This window comes from Achromobacter deleyi (genome assembly GCF_902859705.1).
Taxonomy (GTDB): domain Bacteria; phylum Pseudomonadota; class Gammaproteobacteria; order Burkholderiales; family Burkholderiaceae_B; genus Achromobacter; species Achromobacter deleyi.
Genome location: NZ_CADIJO010000018.1, coordinates 49470 through 69947 on the forward strand (window position 1 = coordinate 49470; position 20478 = coordinate 69947).

Below are 20478 nucleotides of genomic sequence, written 5' to 3' on the forward strand. Positions count from 1 at the left end.
GGGCTTCATACCTTCAAGTGGCCCATGATATGGCCGACCGCCTGGGGTGCGCCAGCCTCGCCTTGGTCGACGATGGCGCCCTGCTTCAGGACCAGGTAGCGGTCGGCGACGTCCAGGGCAAACGCCACGTTCTGTTCGACGATGAACATGGACGTGCCGCGGCGCTCGCGTTCCCAGTTGAGCGCGCGGCCCAGCCGGTCGATGACGGACGGCTGCAGGCCTTCGGTGATTTCGTCCAGCAGCAGCAAGGCGGGCCGCTGCATCAGGCCGCGCGCGACCAGCAGCATTTTCTGTTCGCCGCCCGACAGGGTACCGGCCTGCTGGCGCAGGCGGCTGGCAAAGACGGGAAACAGGTCGGCGATTTCACCGAAGCGTTCGTCGAACAGCTTGTCGTGGGCCAGGCCCAGGCGCAGGTTGTCGCGGATGTTCAGGTCGGGAAACAGCGGCTGTTCCTGGGCGGCGTAGGCCACGCCGCAGCGGGCGACCTCGTGCGGCCGCAGGCGGGTGGCGTCGACCGCGCCCACGTTGACGCGGCCGCGCAGCTTGGGCAGGTAGCCCATCACGGTCTTGAGCAGCGTGCTCTTGCCCATGCCGTTCTTGCCCAGCAGCGCCACGCAGGCGCCGCTGGGCACCGACAGCGAGATGTCGTTGAGCACGACGGCGCCCTTGTAGCCGCTGGCAACGCCTTCCAGGTGCAGGGCCGGGGTGGCGGGGGTCATGTGGCGGCTCCTTGGGGCGTGGGGGCATTGCCGGCGTAGATGGTGCGCACCAGTTCCGATTCGACGACTTCACGGAAGCTGCCGTCCATGACGATGCGGCCCTGGTGCAGCACGATGATGCGGGTGGCGACTTCGGCCACGAAGTCCAGGTCGTGTTCGACCAGCAGGCAGCACAGGCCGTGGGTGTGCGCCAGGGATGACAGCACCTGGCCGATGCGGGCGCGTTCGTCTTTGGACAGGCCCGCGGTGGGCTCGTCCAGCAGCACCACGCGCGGCTCCAGCGCCAGCACCATGGCCAGTTCCAGCGCCTGCTGCTGGCCGTGCGACAGGTCGCGCGCGATGCTGTCCAGCTGCTGGTCCAGGCCAGTCATGCGCAGGACTTCCAGCGCGTAGGCCGGCAAGGCCAGCTGCGGCGCGCGGCGGCGCCACGAGGGCCGTTCGCGCAGGGTGGTGGCGATGCGCAGGCTTTCGGCGACGGTCAGGGTGTCGAAGATGTTGGCGTTCTGGAACTTGCGGCCCAGGCCGAAGCGCACGCATTGCTCGGGGCCGTCGCGGCGCACGGGATGGCCGCAGAGTTCGACCTCGCCGTCGGTGCGCTCGGCGCCGTCGGCAATGCAGCGCATCAGCGTGGTCTTGCCGGCGCCGTTGGGGCCGATCAGGCCCAGCAGTTCGCCGCCGCGCGCTTGCAGGTCGATGCCTTCCAGCACTTTCAGGCTGCCGAAACGCTTGGCGACGCCGGACAGGCCCAGGGCGCGCGGGGCGGCCGGGCCGCCCTGCCCTGCAGCCGCTAGCGGGCGGGCCACCAGGTGCGGCGCCGGGGCCGGACGCCGCTTGCGCAGGGGCGCCAGCAGCAGCGGCAACAGGCCGCGCGGCAGCAGCAGGATGACCAGGATGAAGGTCACGCCCAGCAGCAGTTGCCACACGAACGGCAGGTTGCCGCTCAGGTAGGAACCGGCCACGTTGATAAGGATGGCGCCCAGCACCGGACCCCATATGGTGCCGCGCCCGCCCAGCGCCACCCAGATGATCAGCTCGGTGCCGAAGACGAGGCCGGTCAGTTCCGGCGCGACCACGCCGCTGAAGGCGCCGTAGCCAAAGCCCGCCAGGCTGGCGACCGCGCCGCACACGACCAAGAGCGCGATGCGCCACTGGGCGGTGTTCAGCCCCAGGTAGCTACAGCGCGCCTCGTTGTCGCGCAGCGCCACCAGGATGCGGCCGCCGTCGCTGCGCACGGCCACCCAGGCCAGCAGCGACACGATCGACAGGCCGCCGGCGGCGATGACGTACCAGGCTTCCAGCGACAGGTCGAAGGTGTCGTAGCCGGTCAGGCCCGAGGACGACCCGGTGTAGGTGCCGCCAGACAGCGCCACCTGGGTCAGCACGATGGGCAGCACCAGCGAAATGACGGTGGCAAAGAACGGCGAGGCGCCGCGGTAGAACGACAGCCAGCCGGTGACCAGGGCCAGCAGGGCCGCCCCGCCCACGGCCACCAGCACGGCCAGCCCGGCCGTGGCGGGGGAAAAACCGTAGTGGGTGAAGGCCAGCCCGGCGGCATAGGCGCCCACGCCGAAGAAGGCCGATTGGCCGAAGGTCAGGTAGCCGGTGTAGCCCCACAGGATGTCCACCGTCACGGCAGCGACAGCGAAGAACAGCGCCTTGATGAGCACGTTCAAGAGGTAGGTGTCGAACAGCCAGGGGCCGGCGACCGTCAGGGCCAGGCATAGCACGGACAGCCACAAGAGGTCGCGGCCCCGCGCGCTGCGGCGGGCGTCGGCAGCGGGCGCGGCCGGTGCCTGTTGCGCTAGAGAGGTATCAGTCATGGGCGAATCCTTTGGGGCGCAGGCGCAGGGTCAGGGCCGCCAGCACGGCGATGGTGACGCCGCCCAGGATGGGGCTGACGTACACGCTCACCAGCACCTGGCAGGCGCCGTAGACCAGGCAGGTCACGAGCAGCGCGGTGATCGAGTTGCCGGACACCATCACCAGCATGAAGGCGCTGACCAGCCAGGGCAGTCCCATGCCGGGGTCCACGCTGGACAGCGGGGTGATCAGCGCGCCGGCCAGCGCGCCCAGCCCGGCGCCCAGACCGAAGGTGGTGAAGCGGATGCGTTCGGCGTTGATGCCCAGGCCGCGCGCCAGGTCTTCGTTCATGATGACCGCGCGGGTGCGCACGCCGAAGCGGGTGCCGTTCAGCAGCAGCGTCATGGCGGCATACAGCAGCAGCGCGCACGGCACCAGGAACAGGCGGTAGGCGGAATATTCGGTGCCCAGGAACGGCACGGCGCCCTGGATGGGGGAATCCACGAACTGCACTTCGCGGCCAAAGGCCATGGTGATGAGCTGGCCGATGACGATGCCCAGCCCCCAGGTGGCCAGGATGGCGTCCAGCGGCCGTTTGTACAGCGGCTGCACGATCAGCCGTTCGACCGCCATGCCCACCAGCACGCCGGCCGCCAGTGCGCAGGGCAGCGCCAGCCAGGGGTCCAGCCCCAGCTGCGTGACCACCAGGCTGGCGTAGCTGCCCAGCGTGATGATGGCGCCGTGCGCGAAATTGACGATCTTCATCACGCCAAAGATGATCATCAGCCCGGCCGTCACGATGAACAGCATGGCGGCCGTGCTCAGGATGTCCAGCATCAAACCCATAGTGCTCTCCAGCGCCGCCGGCCAGGCCGGCGGCGCGTGTTGCGTCATGCCAGGAAGCGTTACTTCAGGTCCGGGCATTGCGCGCCCGGGTCCACCTGGTTGAAGGTCTGCAGGATCTTGATGGAGCCGTCCGGCTGCACCTGGCCCAGGCGCATGGTCAGGGCGGCGTGGCGCTGGCGGTCCATCTTGACCGGGCCGCGCGGACCGTCGAACGAGACTTCGCTCAGCGCCTGCACGACTTTCTGCGAATCCGTGCTGCCGGCCTTCTCGACCGCGGCCTTGTACAGGAAGAAGGCTTCGTACTGCGGGCCCGAGAACTCGTTGGCGGTCTTGGCGTCGGCGCCGAACTTGGCTTTCAGGCCGTCCAGGAACTTGCGGTTCTGCGGGGTATCGATGCTGGTCAGGTACGACGCGGACAGGTACATGCCCACGGCGGTTTCGCCCATGGTCTTGGCGGTGGCTTCGTCGATGGCCAGGTTGCCGTAGGGCATGGTCAGGCCGGCGGCCTTGACCTGCTTGGCCAGGCTGACGTTGGGGCCGCCGCCGGCCGTGGAGCTGATCAGCGCGTCGGGGTTGGCCGAGCGGATCTTGGACACGACGGGCGTCCAGTCGGAGCCGTCGATGGGCAGGTATTCCTCGCCCACGACGCGGCCGCCCTGCTTTTCGATGTATTCGCGGGTGAACTTGAGCATGCCGCGGCCAAACGCGTAGTCGCTGCCCACCAGGAAGAAGGTCTTGGCGCCGCGTTCTTTCATGAAGTGGTCGACCACCGGCGCCACCTGCTGTTCGGGCACCCAGCCGTTGACGTGCATCCAGCGGTTGCACGAGCGGCCTTCGTAGAAAGACGTGTAGATGTACGGCACCTTGCCGCGCGACACGATGGGCAGCGCCGCGTTGCGGGCCGCGCTGGTTTCCATGGCGATGATGGCATCCACCTTTTTCTGGAACACCAGCGTGTCGTAGGCCTTTTGCGCGCCGACCGCGCCCGAGGCGTCGTCGGCGATTTCCAGCACGACCTGGCGGCCCAGGATGCCGCCGGCCGCATTGATTTCGTCGGCGGCCAGTTGCGAAGCCTGCACCACGCCGGGTGCGACGACGCTGTTGGCGCCGGACAGGCCGACCGGCACGCCGATGCGCAAGGGCTCGGCGGCCTGTGCACCGGCCGCGCCGGCCAGCAAGGCGACGAAGGAAAGTCGGGTAAGGAAACTGCGGGGGAAGCTGCGCTGCAAGAACGTCATGGAATTTCTCCTTGGGGGCCGGCTATCCGCCGTTGTACGTGGGGTGTGAAGAGAGTCGGGTTCAGCCCTGCCGGGGCGCGTCGGTGGCGCCCAGCAGTTCGTCATACAGGTCGCAGCGCCGGTCGCGCAGCACGTGGTTGAAGGCGTTCAACTGCCGCGCCCGGCGCGAGGCCGCCAGGTCCACCGGGGCGACCAGCACTTCTTCCTGGTCGAAGCTGGCGGGGCCGGCAGCCGTCCAGCCTTGCGAGCCGACGATCAGGCTGCGGCCCACGAACGGCTGGCCGCGTTCGGTGCCGACGCGGTCGGCGCACACCACGGTCAGGCCGTTGCTGTGGGCGCCGGCAATGGCCAGCGCATGCGCCATGGCCGGGCCGTCGGGCGTCTGGCCCGGCATAGGCACCCAGTTGGTGGGCACGGCCACGATGTCGGCGCCGCGCATGGCCAGCAGGCGGTAGACCTCGGGAAACCAGCCGTCATAGCAGATGGCCACGCCCAAGCGGCCCAGTTCGGTGTGAAACACCGGCAGGCCCAGGTCGCCCGGTTCGAAGAACAGGTTTTCGTCGCCCCACAGGTGCAGCTTGCGGTAGGTGCCCAGGTAACCGGCGGGGCCGGCGATCAGCGCGGCGTTGTAGAGCCGGTCGCCGCTGCGTTCGGCGATGCCGGCGACCAGATAGATGCCCAGCCGCTGCGCCAGCGCGATCCAGGCTTGGGCGCTGGGGCCGTCCGGCACCGTTTCGGCCAGTGCAAAGGCTTCCTGGCGGCTCTCGAACATGTAGCCGGTGTTGGCCAGTTCGGGCAGCACCACCAGCTGCGCGCCCTGGGCGGCGGCCTGTTCGACCAGTTCGATGGAACGCGCCAGGTTGGCGGCCACGCACCCCATTTGCGGGGCGGTCTGCACGCTGGCCACCCGGATCGCGGACGGCGCGGCGTCCTGCGGCTGTGAAACTTGCATGCGGTCTCCTGTTGCGGATTTGAAAACGAAAAAGCCCCCGACCACGCAGTGCGTGTGAGTCGGGGGCTTCTATAGCCAGACGGAAAGTTCGGGCAGCAGTTATTGCTGCGGGGTGCTACCGGGTACTGCGGCGCGGGCCTGGGCCTGGCGCCTTGGGATCAGTGCTGATCCTGTGGCGAATCATAGGGATGCGCTGGCGCCGCGGACAATAAGAGGTTTCCCGGACAGCGTGATGAGGCCCGGATTTTGCGGCGGGGATTTCCCGGGCCGTGGCCCGGTGCGACAATGGCGTCAGGCGTTGCGGCCGTCGTACGGAATACGCGTCAGGCCCGCCAGATCCACGCTGACCAGGCAACGCGCGTTCACCGCGGCAGTTGCCTCGCCGGTGGGGCTGGCGCCAAAGCCGAACGGCGCGCAGCCGCAGTGGGCGCAGAAGTGATGCGCAATCACGTGCTTGTTGAATTTGTAGGTCGACAGGCTGTCTGTCGATGACGTGATGCGCAGCTTGCCGCGCGGCACGAACCACAGCAGGTAGCCCTTGCGGCTACAGTGCGAACAGTTGCATTCCAGTACCTGTGACGGCTCGCCTTCGACTTCGAAGGTAATCTTTCCGCAGTGGCAGCTTCCTTGTTGCATGGCCTGGCTCCTTGGGTGGCGGTCGTGTCTCTGCGACCGATGCGATTGCCGACAGCCATCATAAAACGACGCGGCGCCTGCCGTCGCGGCCCCTGACCAAAGGAGACCCCTCATGCCCCGACTATCCGCCTATCTCAGTTTCGACGGCAACTGCGCCGAGGCCATGCAATTCTACGAACGCGTGCTGGGCGGGCGCATCGAAGCGTTGCTGCGCTACACGGACGCGCCGCCGGACGCGGCCATGCCGGACCTGTCGGCCGAAGATGCCGAACGCATCATGTACGCCCGCCTGGCGCTGGACGAACAACTGCTGATGGCCAGCGACGCCACCGCCGGGCACCCCTACCCCGGCAAGCAGGGCATGGCGCTGTCGCTGGCGTATCCCACGGTGTCGGACGCCCACCGCATTTTTGACATGCTGGCGGAAGGCGGCAGCGTTACCATGCCGCTGCAGAAAACGTTCTGGGCCGAAGCCCATGGCGCGCTGATCGACCGCTTTGAGACCCGCTGGATGATCAGCGGCGGGCGGTTGACCCATTAGCGCGCTGCGGGTGCCGGCCCGCTACCATTGCCGACCCATTACCCGCCCGCGCGGCGAAGGATTCAACCCATGACGCATGGCATACACGGCAAGCAACGCTGGTGGGCCTTGATGGTGCTTTGCCTGGGCGTGCTGATGATCGTGCTGGACACCACGATCGTCAACGTCGCCCTGCCCTCGATTCGCGAAGACCTGCATTTCACCGAGACATCGCTGGTGTGGGTGGTGAACGCCTACATGCTGACCTTCGGCGGCTTTCTGCTGCTGGGCGGGCGGCTGGGCGACCTGCTGGGCCACCGCCGCATGTTCCTGGCGGGGCTGACGCTGTTCACCGTGGCGTCCCTGGCCTGTGGCCTGGCGCAGGGCCAGGGGCTGCTGATCGCGGCCCGCGCGGCGCAGGGGCTGGGCGGCGCGGTGGTGTCGGCGGTGTCGCTGTCGCTGATCATGAACTTGTTCACCGAGGCCGGCGAGCGCGCCCGCGCCATGGGCGTGTACGGCTTTGTCTGTGCGGGCGGGGGCAGCATCGGCGTGCTGCTGGGCGGCTTGCTGACCAGCGCGCTGTCGTGGCACTGGATCTTCCTGGTCAATATTCCCATTGGCGTGCTGGTGTATGCGCTGTGCCTGCGGCTGCTGCCGGCGGCCAAGGCGCAGGCGGCGGGCGGCAAGCTGGACGTGGCGGGCGCGGTGACCGTGACGGCGTCGCTGATGCTGGCGGTGTACGCCGTCGTCAACGGCAACGAGGCCGGCTGGACGTCGGCGCAATCCCTGGGGCTGATCGGCGCGGCGGTGCTGTTGATGGCGCTGTTCCTGCTGATCGAAGCGCGCGTGGCGGCACCCTTGATGCCGCTGGGGCTGTTCCGGCTGCGCAACGTGGCCACGGCCAATGTCGTGGGCGTGCTGTGGGCGGCGGCCATGTTTGCCTGGTTTTTCGTGTCGGCGCTGTACATGCAGCTGGTGCTGCGCTACGACGCCATGCAGGTGGGCCTGGCGTTTCTGCCGGCCAACCTGATCATGGCGGCGTTTTCGCTGGGGCTGTCGGCCAAGCTGGTGATGCGCTTTGGCATCCGCGGGCCGCTGACCACGGGCCTGTTGCTGGCGGCGCTGGGGCTGGCGCTGTTTGCCCGCGCGCCCATCGACGGCAGCTTCGTGGCCGACGTGCTGCCGGGCATGCTGCTGCTGGGGCTGGGCGCGGGCATTGCCTTCAACCCCATGCTGCTGGCGGCCATGAGCGATGTGGAACCCAGCCAGTCCGGCCTGGCATCGGGCGTGGTGAACACCGCGTTCATGATGGGCGGCGCGCTGGGGCTGGCGGTACTGGCCAGCCTGGCCGCGGCCCGCACCACGGCGCTGGCCGCAGGCGGCGCAGCGCCGGTCGTGGCACTCAACGGCGGCTACCAGCTGACCTTTCTGGCGGGCGCCGGGATCGCCGCGGTGGCCGGTTTGCTGAGCGGTGCGCTGGTGCGGTCGCGCAACCGCGACCTGCCGGCCCACGACTTTTAAATTCTTTACGGCGGCGGCAAGGGGCTTGCAGTAATCTGGCGGCGCCCCTTCTACAGGAAGCCCACCGCCATGACATTCCTTGCCAGCGCCAACCTGTTGCGCCGCCGGGACGGCCACGAAGCCCGCGTGACCTTCGTCGAGCTGTTCTTTGATCTGGTCTACGTCTTCGCGGTCACCCAGCTGTCTCACAGCCTGCTGCACGACCTGACGTTGATGGGCGCCATCCACACGCTGGTGCTGTGGTTCGCGGTGTGGCTGGGGTGGCAGTACACCTGCTGGGTCACCAACTGGTTCGACCCCGACGCGCTGCCGATGCGCCTGATGCTGTTCGCGGTGATGCTGGCGGGCCTGGTGGCCGCTGCGGTGCTGCCGGGCGCGTTTGGCGAGAACGGGCTGATCTTCGCGATGAGCTACGTGCTGATCCAGGTGGGGCGCACGCTGTTTGTAGTGCTGCACCTGGGGCCGTCGCACCCGCTGGCGCCGAACTTTCGCCGCATGCTGGGCTGGCTGTGCATTTCAGGGGTGCTGTGGATCGCGGGCGGCCTGGCTGACGGCGATGCCCGGCTGGCGCTGTGGGCGCTGGCGGTGGCCTGCGAATACCTGTCGCCCATGACGGGGTTCTGGCTGCCGGGCCTGGGCCGTTCGACCACCCGAGACTGGACCATCGAAGGCGGCCACCTGGCCGAGCGCTGCCAGTTGTTTGTCATCGTGGCGCTGGGCGAAACGCTGCTGATCACCGGGGCCACGCTGGGCGAGCATCCGCACTGGGATGCGCCGACTCTGATCGCGCTGCTGGCGGCCTTTCTGGGCACCGCCGCCATGTGGTGGGTGTACTTCGACACCAGCAGCAAGGACGGCAGCCATGCCATCGCCCACCACGCCGATCCGGGCAGGGTCGGCGCCTACTTCCACTATGTGCACGTGATATTGATTGCCGGGGTGATCGTGTCGGCGGTGGCCAATGAACTGGTGATTCTGCACCCGGACGGGCGCATCACCACGGCGGCCGCGGCGGCCTTGGTGGGCGGGCCGGCGCTGTACCTGCTGGGCAACGCCATTTACAAGACGGTGGTGTACGGGCGGTTTCCGCTGTCGCACATCGTCGGCCTGGTGCTGCTGGCGGTGCTGGCGCCGGTGGCCTTCGTGACCGACAACCTGATGGTGGGCGGGCTGACCACGCTGATCATGATCGTGGTGGCCACGTGGGAAAGCCTGTCGCGGCGCGCAGGGCATGCCCACGCACCGCTTTGAGGCGTAACCGGGCCTTCGCGCAGGCCCGGGCCGTACGGCGGCTTTAGCGCCGCTTTCCGAACACCGACTTGGGCGTGCGGCCGTGAAAGCGGGTGAAGGCCGCGCTGAAGTTGGCCGGATGCCGGTAGCCCACGCGATATGCCGCCTGCGCCACCTGGCAGCCGGTTTCCAATAATTCCCAGGCGCGGCGCATGCGCAGTTCGGTCAGCAGGCGGCCGGGGCTGGTGCCGTAGTGCTTGCGAAAGCCCTCTTTCAGCTTGAACTCGTTCAGGCCGGTGGCCAGGCACAGGTACTGCACGGTCAGGTCGCGGTCCAGTTGCTCGACCATCAGCGCGCGGGCCTGTTCCAGCCGGGCGATGTCGGCCTGGCTGAGCCGGCCGGGTTCCGGCGGGGCCGCCAGTGATCGCAACTGACGCGACAGCAGCGTCAGGGCCTTGATGTGGCCGTCCAGCGGATCGCAGCCCTGGACCAATTCGCTGGCCAGGGCGGCCAGGTCGGTTGGCGTGCGGCCTTGCGCCAGCTGGCGCAAGGTGCCGTCGCCCAGCAAGGCGTTGGCCTGGGCGTCGCCGGCATAGCGGCGCAATGCGGGTTCGCCGACCAGCAGGCGCAGCTGCGACACGGTGGCCCCGCCGGCATAGCGGCGTTCGCCATGGCGGCGGCCGAAGGACGTGACGGTGGTGTGGCCGCCGCGAAAATCCAGCGCCGAGCCATCCGCGCCGCAGTAGGCCGACGCGCCGTGCAAGGCCAGCGTGATGGCCAGCGTGCGCCCGCCCTGCCCGGCGGCCGATTCCTCGATCAGGTCCTGGCTGGGGGTGTAGCGCGAATGCACCAGGGCCAGGTCTGCATCCAGGTCCAGCCAGTCGGCGTGGCAATCGCCAGCGTGCGCCGGCAATGCGACGCGGCGCCAGCCAGGGCGCAGGGCGGCGGCGGGACGGGCGAGCGTGGCGGCAAGGCGCAGGGACATGAAGGGCGAAAGCGTATCGAAAAGCGGGCAGCACGCCGAACCGCATACGAATCGATCCGGTACGCATATGAATGTGAATGATAGGCGTTCGCAGAAATAAATACCATTGCGGGATGCCCTTCAATTCGAGGAATCCGATGCCTGCCTCTCCCCTTCCCCTGCAACGTTATTGGGACCTGGCCGCAGCCCCCGTTCAATCCGCGGCGCTGGACGCCGCGCTGGAACTGGGCGTGTTCGAACAGTTAGCCTCGCCCGCCGATGCCGCTCAGGTCGCGCAGGCGATGGCGCTACGGCCTGCCGCCGTCACGCCTTTGCTGGACATGCTCTGGAGCCTGGGGCTGCTGCGGCGCCTGGAAGGCGAGCCGCCACAGTATTGCTGCGCCCCGCTGGCGGCGCAGCATTTCGTGCCGGGCCAACCCGGCTATTGCGCCGACGCCTGGCGCTACCGGCGCCGGTCGCTGCTGCACTTCAGCGAGCAGTTGGGCCAGTTGTTGCCGCAGGACGGCCCGGCCATGGACCCCTATGTGCAGCCCGAAGCCGGCGCCTGGGCCAACGCGGCGCGGGTGCAAATCGGCCAGGAACAGCGCGCCATCGCGGTCGCCGCGGCGCGCGAGGCGATCGCCTGCGTGCCGGCGGCCGCCCGCGCGCAACGCATCCTGGACCTGGGCGGCGGCCCGGGCTTGATAGGCATCGCGCTGGTGCAGGACCGGCCCGGCGCCACCGGCGTGGTGTTCGATTGGCCCGCCACGGTAGCCGTGGCGCAAGAGAACATCGACGCGGCCGGCCTGGCTGACCGCATGAGCGTCATCGGCGGTGATCTGGCAACGGCCGACATCGGCCACGGCTACGACCTGATCTGGTGCTCGTCGGTGCTGCATTTCGTGCCCGATGCGCAGGCGGCGCTGCGCAAGATGCACGACGCGCTGGCGCCGGGCGGGCAGTTGGTGATTGCCCATGCCGAAATACCCGCCGACGCGGATGCCGCCGCGCGGGTCTTGCCGTACTACCTGCCAATGCTGCTGCTGGGACGGCGCGTGACGCGAACGGGCGACATGGCGCAGGCGCTGCGCGATGCGGGGTGGGTGGACGTGCGCGGGTTCGACGCAGATCGCTTTCCGATGGCCCCGCTGCGGGTGCTGTCGGCACGACGCGGCGCGCTGCGCGGATTTTCCAGATAGCGCGCGGCCCTAAACCCATCACGCGCCCGGCCGGTGCTGCGCCAGCACCTCGCTCATCGAATGCGCTGCGTCCTGCAATACCGGCACGGCGCGCAGCAGGTCGTCCAGCATCAGCCGGGCCGTGGGCGCGTGGCAGGCCACCGCCGCCACCACGCGGTCCTGCGCATCGCGCACCGGCACGGCCACGGCGCTCATGCCGCGCACGAATTCCTCGTTGTCGATGCCGATGCCGCGCGCGGCCAGGCGTTCCAGTTCGTCTTCCAGCCGCGCCGGGTCGGTCAGCGTGCGCGGCGTGTTGCGCGTCAACGGCAAGCGCGCCAGCACGCGGCCGCGTTCGAGCCGGTTCATGGACGCCAGAAACAGCTTGCCGCTGGCGGTGCAATGCATCGGCACGTGGCTGCCCACCGCGAAGAACAAGCGCAAGGGTTCAATGGTTTCCACACGTTCCATGTAGACGACCTGGTCGCCGTCGGGCGCAGTCAGGTTGCAGGTTTCGCCCAGCTTGCCCACCAGTTGCGCCAGCACGGCGCGGCAGGCGCGGGTGAAGGCGGACGCGCGCAGCGTGGACAGCGCCAATGCGGTGGCCTGTGGGCCGGGGACGAAACCGTTTTCAGTCGGCGTGGCGGCGGCGTAACCGGCGCGCTGCATCGCGGCCAGCAATCGCATCAGCGTGGACTTGGGCATCTCCAGCCGCTGCGCCAGTTGCGCCAGCGTGGGCGGATGCTGCGCCCGCGCCAGGTAGTCCAGCACCCGCAACGCGCGCAAGGACCGGGCATCGTCCGGCGCCTCGGCGCCTTCGGCCGCCGCCTGCGGCGATGCTGCACTGCGATTTTGAAACCGAAGAGGCATGTTCTGTTCCATTTCCCCGTTGGCGCGCGGATCGCGCTTTCTTTCGTCTGATCGCTTCCTAGAATCGCCACAGATGCAGCCTGCGCGCGCATCGCGCCGATCCCGTCCTGCGGGCCAGTATATAAGTGCGCGGCGCGGCGGCAAGCAGGGTAAACGCGCCATCCGTCCGAGTTACGCAACCCGCGCCGGATCGGCCACACCAGGGAGAAATTCAGAAATGTCTGATGCCGTGGACTACATCGTGGTGGGGGCCGGCTCGGCCGGCTGCGTGCTGGCCAACCGCCTCACCGCCAGCGGCGAACACAGTGTCTGCCTGCTGGAAGCCGGTCCGCCGGACCGCTCGCCGTGGATCCACATTCCCATCGGCTACGGCAAGACCATGTTCCACAAAGTGGTGAACTGGGGCTACTACACCGACCCCGACCCCAACATGCTGGGCCGCCGCATCTATTGGCCGCGCGGCCGCACGCTGGGCGGCTCCAGCGCCATCAACGGGCTGATCTACATTCGCGGCCAGCGGCGCGACTACGATGCCTGGGCCGCGGCCGGCAACCCCGGCTGGGGCTGGGACGACTGCCTGCCCTACTTCCGCAAACTGGAAAACAATGACCTGGGGCCGGGCGACACGCGCGGCACCGAAGGCCCGCTGAACGCCACCTCCATCAAGACGCCGCATCCGCTGGTGGAAGGCCTGATCGGCGCGGCCAAGGCGCTGGGCGTGCCGCAGGTGCAGGACTTCAATACCGGCGAGCAGGACGGCGTAGGCTATTACCAGCTGACCACCCGCAACGGCCGCCGCTGCTCGACCGCCGTGGCCTATCTGCGCCCGGCGCAGGGCCGCGCGAATCTGCGCATCGAGACCGATGCGCATGCCATGGCGGTGCTGTTCGAAGGCAGCCGCGCGGTGGGCGTGCGCTACCGCCAGGGCGGCCAGGTGCGCACGCTGCGGGCGCGGCGCGAAGTGCTGCTGTGCGCCGGCGCGCTGCAATCGCCGCAGCTCTTGCAGCTGTCTGGCGTGGGGCCGGCGGCGCTGCTGCGCCCGTTCGGCATCCGCGTGGTGCGTGACCTGCCCGGCGTGGGCGAGAACCTGCAAGACCACCTGCAGATCCGGCTGATCTACGAAACCCGCCAGCCCATCACCACCAACGACCAGTTGCGCACCCTGCATGGCCGCGTCGGCATGGGGCTGCAATGGCTGCTGTTTCGCGGCGGGCCGCTGGCCGTGGGCATCAACCAGGGCGGGCTGTTCTGCCGGGTGGACCCGGCTAGCGCCAGCCCCGACACGCAATTTCATTTCGCCACCTTGTCGGCCGACATGGCGGGCGGCAAGGTGCATCCGTTTTCGGGCTGCACCTATTCGGTCTGCCAGCTGCGGCCGTCCTCGCGCGGCGCGGTGCGCTTGCGCAGCGCCGATCCGTTCGAGGCGCCGTCGATGCAGCCGAACTACCTGTCCACCGAACTGGACCGCCGCATGACGGTGGCGGCGGTGAAGTACGCGCGCCGCCTGGCCGCCACCGAGCCATTGGCCGGCCTGATGAAACGGGAATTCCGGCCCGGCCCCGAGATCCGCAGCGACGACGAGATCCTGCACTTCTGCCGCGAGTACGGCGCGACCATCTTCCACCCATCCGGCACGGCCAAGATGGGTCCGCGCAGCGATCCGCTGGCGGTGGTGGACGAGCGCCTGCGCGTGCACGGGGTGGACGGGTTGCGGGTGGTGGACTGCTCGATCATGCCGACGCTGGTATCCGGCAATACCAATGTGCCGGTGGTGATGCTGGCCGAGCGCGCGGCCGACTTCATCCTGCAGGACCTGCAAGCCGAGCGCCGACGCACCCAGGCGCAGCCGCAGGCCGAGCGCCCGCCCCAGAAGCAAGCCGCGTAATGGCAACGCGGCAACGAGACAACGCCGATGAACCCTCAGGATCGACCCGCATGAGATAGCGATTTCCGCGGCAGCGGCGCCACAGAGCGCCGCCCGCCCCACCAAAGGAGACAGGCATGGCCAAGCAGAACGAAACCGCGGTGCGCAAAGTCGTCGCCGCGTCGCTGATCGGCGCCACCATCGAGTGGTACGACTTTTTCCTGTACGGCGTGGTCGCCGGCATTGTGTTCAACAAGCTGTACTTCCCCACGGGCGACCCGCTGGTATCCACCATGCTGGCCTACACCACCTTTGCGGTGGGTTTCATCACCCGGCCGCTGGGCGGGCTGATCTTCGGCCATTTCGGCGACCGCATCGGCCGCAAGAGCATGCTGGTGATGACGCTGATGATCATGGGGGTGTCCACCTTCCTGATCGGCCTGGTGCCCACCTACGACACCATCGGCATCTGGGCGCCCATTTTGCTGCTGCTGTTGCGCGTGTTCCAGGGCATCGGCCTGGGCGGCGAATGGGGCGGTGCGGTGCTGATGGCCTATGAATACGCGCCACCGGGGAAAAAGGGCTTTTACGCGTCGATCCCGCAGATCGGACTGGCGATCGGGCTGTGCCTGGCGTCGGGCACGGTGGCGTTGCTGTCCACGCTGCTGACCGATGCGCAGTTCATGGCCTGGGGCTGGCGCGTCGCGTTCCTGGCATCGGCCGCGATGGTGCTGGTGGGCATGTACATCCGCCTGAACATCAAGGAAACGCCCGAGTTCACCGCGGTCAAGCGCGACAACGCCGAAAGCCGCATTCCCTTCATGGACATGATGCGCCGCTACCCCGGCAACGTTGCCAAGGGCATGGGCGCGCGCTACATCGACGGCGTGTTCTTCAACGTCTTCGGCGTGTTCTCGATCTCGTACCTGACGCAGACGCTGCAGATATCGCGCACCGAGGCGCTGATCGGCGTCATGGCCGCGGCGCTGGTGATGTGCTTTTTCATTCCCTATTTCGGGCGGCTGTCCGACCGGATCGGACGCTCACGGGTGTATTGCTGGGGCTCGCTGATCACGGCCATATCCGCCTTTCCGGGATTCTGGCTGATGCTCAACAGCGAGGGCAACATGATGCTGGTGTGGCTGGCCATCATCATTCCCCTGGGCATTCTGTATGCCGCCGTCTATGGTCCCGAGGCCGCGCTGTTCTGCGAGCTGTTCGACGCCAAGGTGCGCTACACCGGTATCTCGTTCGTGTATCAGTTCTCGGGCATTTTCGCCTCGGGCATCACGCCCATCATCGCCACCGCCCTGCTGAAAAGCGGCGGCGGCCAGCCCTGGCTGATCTGCCTGTACGTGCTGTTTGCGGGCGTGGTGTCGGCGCTGTGCGCGTGGCTGATCGGGCGCGGCGGCCGGACGTCTGCACAGGAAACGGCGGCGCCCGTCGGCGCCGCCGCCCTGCGCAAGGCGTAGGCCCGCACATCAGCCTCGCGGGGCGGGTGCCGGCTCAAGGGCGGGTGCCGCCGCGGGATGGCGCGACTGCTCTATCGCCCGCTCCGCGGTCGGCGCGGGCGCTGACGCCGGCCAGCCGCCGCCCAGCGCCTTGAACAAGGTGGCCAGCGCCGCCTGGCGCTGGGTCGCGACCTCGATATAGGACAGCTGATCCGCGAAGGCGCGGCGCTGCGCGTCCAGGTAGCGCAGGTGGCTGTCGACGCCGCCGCGATAGCGCGCCTCGGACAGGCGCTGGGCCTCGGCGCTGGTCTGGGCCAGCGCGCGGCGCGATTGCTCTTCGCGCCGCAGCGTGTCGGTAGCCGCCAGCGCATCGGACACGTCGCGGAAGGCCGACTGGATGGTCTTTTCGTACTGCGCCACGGCAATGTCGCGGCGCACGTTGGCCAGGTCCAGGTTAGCGGTGTTGCGGCCCCCGGCGAAGATCGGCAGCGTGATCTGCGGCGTGAACGACCAGGCGCGCTGGCCGCCGTCGAACAGGTTCGACAGTTCCGCGCTGGAACTGCCGAACATGCCGGTCAGAGAAATGCTGGGAAAGAACGCGGCGCGGGCTGCGCCGATGCTGGCATTGCGCGACTGCAACTGGTGTTCGGCGGCGCGGATGTCCGGCCGGCGTTCCAGCAATTCAGACGGCGCGCCGGCCGAGATTTCCTGCACCAGGGGGGCCGCGGCGATCAGGCCCTTGGGCAGGAACGGCCCCAGGTCGCCCACGCCCACCAGCAGCGCCAGCGCGTTGCCGGCCTGGCGGGCTTCGCGGTCGATGCGTTCCAGGTCGGCGCGCGCCTGTTCGGCCAGGCCCAGCGCTTCCTGGTAGTCCAGCGCCGTGGCCGCGCCGGCCTGACGCCGCTTGGCGGTCAGGGCCAGCGAGGCCTCGCGGCTGTCCAGCGTCTGGCGCGTGACCTGCAGGCGGCGCAGCGCGCTGTCGCGCGCCAGGTAGGCCTGGATCACTTCGGCCACCAGGCTGATCTGTGCGCCGCGCGCATTGGCTTCGGTAGCCAGGTATTCCTGCAAGGCGGCATCCGACAGGCTGCGCACGCGGCCGAACAGGTCGATCTCGAACGATGTCAGGCCCAGCCCGGCCTGGTAGCTGCTCTGCACCCCGGCGTTGCCGCTGGCGTTCAGGTCGCCCGGCACCCGCTGGCGCGTGCCGGTGCCCTGGGCGTTGATGCCCGGCAGCTGGTCCGCGCGCTGCACCCGGTACTGGGCCCGCGCGGCTTCGATGTTCAGCAGCGCCTGGCGCAGGTCGCGGTTGTTGTCCAGCGCCAGCGCCACCAGCCGGCGCAGGTCTTCGTCAACGACGAACGACTGCCAGTCCAGGGTGGCGGCCGCCGACGGCGCGCCGTTCTGGCCGCCGGCCGGCTGGTTCCAGGTGGCCGGCACCGGCGCGTCGGGCCGTTGGTACACGGGGGCCATCGAGCAACCGGCCAATACCGCCGTCAGGATGGCGGCGCCCAGCCGCGAAACGATGAAAGTTGCGTTCATAGGGATCTCACTCCTGGGGGGCAGTGGCGGGGGCCGGGGCGGCTGCCCGCTTGCCCTTGAACCGCGACAGCACCCACACGAAAAACACCGGCACGAAGATCACGCCCAGCAGCGTCGCGCTGAGCATGCCGCCGATGACGCCCACGCCCAGGGCGCGCTGGCTGGCGCCGCCCGCCCCGGTGGCCAATGCCAGCGGCACCACGCCCAGGATGAACGCCAGGGACGTCATCACGATCGGGCGGAAACGCAGCTTGGCGGCCTCGATCGCGGCGTCGACCAGCGTATGGCCCTGCTCGCGCAGGCTCTTGGCGAACTCCACGATCAGGATGGCGTTCTTGGCCGCCAGCCCGATGATGGTGATCAGCCCCACCTTGAAGTACACGTCGTTGGACATGCCCAGCACGGTCACCGCCAGCACCGAGCCCAGCGCGCCGATCGGCACGATCAGCATCACCGACGCGGGAATGGCCCAGCTTTCGTACAGCGCCACCATCAGCAGGAACACCACCAGGAACGCCAGGGCGAACAGCATCGGGGCCTGCGCGCCGGCCAGCTTTTCCTGGTAGGACAAGCCGGTCCATTCGTAGCCGATGCCGGTCGGCAGTTCGGACACGATGCGCTCGATTTCCGCCATGGCCTGGCCCGTGCTGGCGCCGGGGGCCACGTCGCCCGCGATCTTGAATGCGGGGTAGCCGTTGTAGCGGGAAATCTGCACGGGGCCGTTTTCCCAATGGGTCTGCACGAAGGCGCTCAGAGGCACCATGCCGCCCGACTTGTTGGGCACGTTCAGCTGCAACACGCTTTCGGGCGTCATGCGGTCGCGCACGTCGGCCTGCACCACCACCCGCTGCAAGCGGCCGGCGTTGGCGAAGTCGTTGACCGTGGCCGATCCATAGGCCGACGAGATGGCCGTGCTGATGGTGTCAAAGCCCACGCCCAGCGCTTCGGCCTTCTGCCGGTCGATGTCCAGGCGCAGTTGCGGCGCATCGGCCAGGCCTTCCATCATGGCGTAGGCGATGAGCGGCGAGCTGTTGGCCTTGGCCAGCAGCTGGTCGCGCGCCGCCGTCAGCGCCGCCCGGCCCAGGCCGCCGCGGTCTTGCAGGCGCAGCGCGAAGCCGCCCGAGTTGCCCAGGCCGTCGATGGGCGGCGGGTTCACCGCCATCACCGTGCCGTCGTCGATGGCGGCAAAGCGGCCATTGACGCTATCGGCCACGTCGGTGGCGGCCTGGCCCTTGCCGCGCTGGGACCAGTCTTTCAGCGACGGGAAGGCGATGCCCGCGTTCTGGCCCGTGCCCGAGAAGCTGAAGCCCATGACGGTAAAGGCGTCGCCCATGGCGTCCAGCGACATCAGGTGCTGTTCCACGTCGGCCACCACCTTGTCGGTGCGCAGGTGCGTGGCGCCCGGCGGCAGTTGCATGTCGACGATGACGTAACCCTGGTCTTCGGGCGGCACGAACGATTCGGGCAGGCGCATGTACAGCACGCCCAGCACCGCCACGATGGCCGCGTAGATCACCATGTAGCGCCCGGTGCGCCGCACCAGCCGCGAATTCAGGCCGACGAAGCGGTCGGTCAGGCGCGCGAAGACGCGGTTGAAGGCGCCGAAGAAGCCGCGCTTTTTCTCGTGATGGCCCTTGGGAATCGGCTTGAGGAAGGTGGCGCACAAGGCCGGCGTGAAGGTCAGCGCCAGGAAGCCCGAGAACAGGATGGACACCGCCAGCGACAGCGAGAACTGCTGGTAGATCACGCCCACCGAGCCGCTCATGAAGGCCAGCGGCAGGAACACGGCCGACAGCACCAGGGTGATGCCGACGATGGCGCCGGACACCTGGCTCATGGCCTTGACCGTGGCCTCGCGCGGGGGCAGGCCTTCTTCGGCCATGATGCGTTCGACGTTCTCGACCACCACGATGGCGTCGTCCACCAGAATGCCGATGGCCAGCACCATGCCGAACATCGTCATCATGTTGACCGAGAAGCCCAGCAGCGACATGACCGCGAAGGTGCCCAGCAGGCACACCGGCACGACGATGGACGGAATCAGCGTGTAGCGCACGTTCTGCAGGAACAGGAACATCACCACGAACACCAGCGCCATGGCTTCGAACAGCGTGTACACCACCTTTTCGATGGCGACGCTGACAAAGCGCGAGCTGTCGAACGGCACCGAATAGGCGACGTCTTCCGGGAACGAGGCCGACAGTTCCTGCAACCGCGCCTTGACCGCCTTGACGGTTTCGATGGCGTTGGCGCCCGGCGCCAGCTGCACGGCCGCGCCCACGGCGGTCTTGCCGTTCAGGCGGGTTTCGAAGTCGTAGCTCTGGCGCCCGACTTCCAGCCGCGCCACGTCGGCCAGCTTGACGGTCGAGCCGTCGGCGTTGGCGCGCAGCACGATGCGGCCGAATTCCTCGGGCGTATCCAGCATGCCCTTGACGGCCAGCGTGGCGGTCAGTTCCTGCTCGGGCGAACCCGGCCGGCTGCCGAAGCTGCCCGCCGGCACCTGCACGTTCTGCGCTTCGATGGCGGCGTTGACGTCGGCCACCGACAGGCCCACGCCCAGCAGCTTCTGCGGGTCGATCCAGACGCGCATGGCGGCTTCGGCGCCGAAGAACTGCACCTTGCCCACGCCGTTGACGCGGCGGATCTCGTTATTGATATAGCGAGCGGCGTAGTCAGACAGGCCGACCACGTCCTTGCCGGTATCGTCGCCCTTGTAGGTCAGGGCGTAGATCATCAGGAAGTTCGAGCTGGCCTGCTCCACTTGCAGGCCCTGCTGCGTGACGGCGCGCGGCAGGCGGGCTTCGGCCTTCTTGATGCGGTTCTGCACGTCGACCTGCGCCAGGTCGGGATCGGTGCCCGGCTCGAACGTGACGGTGATTTCGGCGCTGCCGCTGGAGCTGCTGGACGAGTCGTAGTACAGCAGCTTCTTGGCGCCGTTCAATTCCTCTTCGATGACGCTGGTCACCGAGTCCACCAGGGTGCTGGCGGACGCGCCGGGATAGATGGCGTTGATGGTCACCTGGGGCGGCGCCACCACCGGAAACTGCGACACCGGCAGCGACGGAATCGCCAGAATGCCGGCGAGCGAGATGAAGATGGCCACCACCCACGCGAATTTGGGGCGGCCAATGAAGAACTTGGACATGATCT

General features: G+C 68.4%; 16 protein-coding genes. 6 read left to right on the forward strand and 10 right to left on the reverse strand.

Annotated elements, in window-relative coordinates; genetic code table 11:
- Positions 1–5: 5 nt before the first annotated feature.
- From HV798_RS22670 to HV798_RS22695, 6 genes are all read right to left on the reverse strand, one after another.
- Positions 6–719 (reverse strand): ABC transporter ATP-binding protein, encoded by a 714-nt coding sequence (locus HV798_RS22670; protein ID WP_025138369.1) that lies wholly within the window; start codon positions 717–719, stop codon positions 6–8.
- Positions 716–2539 (reverse strand): ABC transporter permease subunit, encoded by a 1824-nt coding sequence (locus HV798_RS22675; RefSeq protein WP_175216539.1) that lies wholly within the window; start codon positions 2537–2539, stop codon positions 716–718. The genes HV798_RS22670 and HV798_RS22675 overlap by 4 nt, the downstream gene beginning before the upstream one ends.
- Positions 2532–3365 (reverse strand): branched-chain amino acid ABC transporter permease, encoded by an 834-nt coding sequence (locus tag HV798_RS22680; protein ID WP_025138367.1) that lies wholly within the window; start codon positions 3363–3365, stop codon positions 2532–2534. The genes HV798_RS22675 and HV798_RS22680 overlap by 8 nt, the downstream gene beginning before the upstream one ends.
- A 59-nt stretch (positions 3366–3424) precedes the next feature.
- A complete protein-coding gene (locus HV798_RS22685) occupies positions 3425–4603 on the reverse strand; it encodes a substrate-binding protein (RefSeq protein WP_025138366.1) in 1179 nt (392 codons plus the stop codon).
- 61 nt (positions 4604–4664) lie between these two features.
- A complete protein-coding gene (locus tag HV798_RS22690; RefSeq protein ID WP_025138365.1) occupies positions 4665–5555 on the reverse strand; it encodes a nitrilase family protein in 891 nt (296 codons plus the stop codon).
- Between the two features lie 291 nt (positions 5556–5846).
- A complete protein-coding gene (locus HV798_RS22695) occupies positions 5847–6191 on the reverse strand; it encodes a GFA family protein (protein WP_175216540.1) in 345 nt (114 codons plus the stop codon).
- Between the two features lie 112 nt (positions 6192–6303).
- Here HV798_RS22695 and HV798_RS22700 point away from each other — a divergent pair, with 112 nt between their 5' ends.
- From HV798_RS22700 to HV798_RS22710, 3 genes are all read left to right on the forward strand, one after another.
- On the forward strand, positions 6304–6732 hold the full coding sequence (locus tag HV798_RS22700; protein WP_025138363.1) for a VOC family protein: 429 nt from the start codon (positions 6304–6306) through the stop codon (positions 6730–6732).
- A gap of 69 nt (positions 6733–6801) precedes the next feature.
- Entirely contained in the window at positions 6802–8232 is a 1431-nt protein-coding gene (locus HV798_RS22705) for an MFS transporter (RefSeq protein WP_025138362.1), read from the forward strand.
- Between the two features lie 69 nt (positions 8233–8301).
- A complete protein-coding gene (locus HV798_RS22710; RefSeq protein ID WP_175216541.1) occupies positions 8302–9483 on the forward strand; it encodes a low temperature requirement protein A in 1182 nt (393 codons plus the stop codon).
- A 43-nt stretch (positions 9484–9526) separates the two neighbouring features.
- Here the strand turns inward: HV798_RS22710 and HV798_RS22715 are convergent, their stop codons facing one another.
- Positions 9527–10447 carry a helix-turn-helix transcriptional regulator gene (locus HV798_RS22715; protein ID WP_175216542.1) on the reverse strand — a complete coding sequence of 307 codons (921 nt, stop codon included), beginning with the start codon at positions 10445–10447 and terminating at the stop codon, positions 9527–9529.
- Between the two features lie 137 nt (positions 10448–10584).
- On the opposite strand from HV798_RS22715, the gene HV798_RS22720 reads away from it, so the two are divergent.
- Complete coding sequence (locus HV798_RS22720) at positions 10585–11625, forward strand: methyltransferase (protein WP_175216543.1); 1041 nt, start codon at positions 10585–10587, stop codon at positions 11623–11625.
- A gap of 18 nt (positions 11626–11643) precedes the next feature.
- On the opposite strand, the gene HV798_RS22725 is transcribed toward HV798_RS22720, so the two are convergent.
- Positions 11644–12486, reverse strand: a complete 843-nt coding sequence (locus HV798_RS22725) for an IclR family transcriptional regulator (protein WP_175216544.1) — start codon at positions 12484–12486, stop codon at positions 11644–11646.
- 205 nt (positions 12487–12691) lie between these two features.
- On the opposite strand from HV798_RS22725, the gene HV798_RS22730 reads away from it, so the two are divergent.
- Both HV798_RS22730 and HV798_RS22735 read left to right on the forward strand, forming a co-directional pair.
- The gene (locus tag HV798_RS22730; RefSeq protein WP_175216545.1) at positions 12692–14359 is read left to right on the forward strand and encodes a GMC family oxidoreductase; all 1668 of its coding nucleotides are present in this window, start codon (positions 12692–12694) and stop codon (positions 14357–14359) included.
- 116 nt (positions 14360–14475) lie between these two features.
- The gene (locus tag HV798_RS22735; RefSeq protein ID WP_175216546.1) at positions 14476–15810 is read left to right on the forward strand and encodes an MFS transporter; all 1335 of its coding nucleotides are present in this window, start codon (positions 14476–14478) and stop codon (positions 15808–15810) included.
- A 9-nt stretch (positions 15811–15819) separates the two neighbouring features.
- Here HV798_RS22735 and HV798_RS22740 read toward each other — a convergent pair whose 3' ends face one another.
- Both HV798_RS22740 and HV798_RS22745 read right to left on the reverse strand, forming a co-directional pair.
- A complete protein-coding gene (locus HV798_RS22740) occupies positions 15820–17328 on the reverse strand; it encodes an efflux transporter outer membrane subunit (RefSeq protein WP_175216547.1) in 1509 nt (502 codons plus the stop codon).
- Between the two features lie 7 nt (positions 17329–17335).
- On the reverse strand, positions 17336–20473 hold the full coding sequence (locus HV798_RS22745) for an efflux RND transporter permease subunit (protein WP_175216548.1): 3138 nt from the start codon (positions 20471–20473) through the stop codon (positions 17336–17338).
- Positions 20474–20478: the final 5 nt, after the last annotated feature.